Raw genomic sequence first — 1750 nt, forward strand, 5'->3', positions numbered from 1 at the left:
AGGGCCTGCCGGGAAACAAGTCGTGGCTTCCAGCTGTGGGGCTCGTTGTTCTGGTATGGGGAGACCGGAGGGGATCGAGGACGTCCTGGCTGCGAAGTTCCAGGTGTTGTTGCCGCATCTGGACGAGCGTCAGCGTCGGCTGGCGATAGGGGCGGAAGCGCGGTCGCTGGGGCATGGCGGGATCAGGCTCGTCGCTGCTGCGGCCGGGGTCCGGGAGGGCACGGTCTCGCGCGGGGTGGCTGAACTGGAGTCTGGTCAGGCTCCGTCGGGGCGGGTCCGTCGTCCTGGTGGGGGCCGGAAGAAGGCGACCGAGCTGGATGCGGGGCTGCGGCCGGCGCTGCTGGCGTTGGTCGAGCCTGACGAGCGGGGCGATCCGATGTCGCCACTGCGGTGGACGACGAAGTCGACCCGGAAGCTGGCAGTGGAGCTGACGCGGCAGGGCCACCGGGTCTCTGCCGACACGGTCGCCGGCCTGCTGCGGGAGGAAGGCTTCAGTCTGCAGGCCAACGCAAAGACCATCGAAGGTGCTCAGCACCCGGACCGGGACGCCCAGTTCCGCTACCTCAACGAGCAGGCACGGGATCACAGGGACGCTGGTGACCCGGTGATCAGCGTGGACAGCAAGAAGAAGGAGCTGATCGGCGACTACAAGAACGCCGGGCGCGAGTGGCGGCCCGCAGGTCAGCCCGTGAGGGTCAAGACGCACGACTTCCCCGGCCAGGCCGAGAAGGCGATTCCGTACGGGATCTACGACATGGCGGCGAACACCGGCTGGGTCACCATCGGCACCGATCACGACACCGCCGCGTTCGCCGTCGCTTCGATCCGGCGCTGGTGGCAGGCCCGTGGCCGGCACGACTACCCCGGCGCCCGCCGGCTGCTGATCACCGCTGACGGCGGGGGCTCCAACGGCTACCGCACCCGCGGCTGGAAGACCCAGCTGGCGGACTTCGCTGCCGAGACCGGCCTGGAGATCACGGTGTGTCACCTGCCGCCCGGCACGTCGAAGTGGAACAAGATCGAACACCGGCTGTTCTCCCACATCACCATGAACTGGCGCGGCAGGCCCCTGACCAGCCATGAAGTCATGCTCCAGACCATCGCAGCGACAACCAGCCGCACCGGTCTGACAGTGCATGCCGAACTCGACAGCGGTGAGTACCCCACCGGCATCCGCATCAGCGACGAGGCCATCGCCGCCCTGCCGATCACACGCCACCGCTTCCACGGAGACTGGAACTACACCTTCCACCCCGCAGATCACCTACCGTGTCCAGACCTTCCTCAGCAACGAGGGCGGCCAGCCAAGGGCTCTCGCCCCCTCACGCTCCACGACCTGCAACACCCTGAGCTGACCGGCATGTCCCGCGAGCGACTCAGCGACCTCACCCACACCCTGGTCCCCGCGCTGGAAGAGCACCGCGAACAGGTCCGCCACGCAGCCCGCGGCGGCCCACGCCGCGTCGCGCCAGGCACCGGCCGCAAACCCACGCTCACTCCCTCCGACCAGATCCTGGTCACCATCCTCTACCTGCGGAAACACTCTCTTCAGGAGCTTCTCGGCCAGCTCTTCAACACCACCGCCATGACCATCAGCCGTGCAGTGAAAGACGTCCGCCCGCTCCTCGAACCCCACGGCGTCTACATGCCAGCCTCAACGGCCCGTTTCCGCATGCCAGCCGACATCACCCGATTCCTCGACCTCGACGAATCCAAGATCAAACCAACGTGTTGATTCCCGGCAAGCCCT

At 67.4% G+C, this 1750-nt stretch carries 1 protein-coding gene; it reads left to right on the forward strand.

Going from position 1 to position 1750, the window contains the following annotated elements:
- The first annotated feature begins 55 nt into the window (after positions 1-55).
- Entirely contained in the window at positions 56-1735 is a 1680-nt protein-coding gene (locus tag ABZ490_RS52120; RefSeq protein WP_359008113.1) for an ISAzo13 family transposase, read from the forward strand.
- Positions 1736-1750 lie beyond the last annotated feature (15 nt).

It is taken from the genome of Streptomyces sp. NPDC005811 (assembly GCF_040630405.1).
GTDB lineage: Bacteria > Actinomycetota > Actinomycetes > Streptomycetales > Streptomycetaceae > Streptomyces.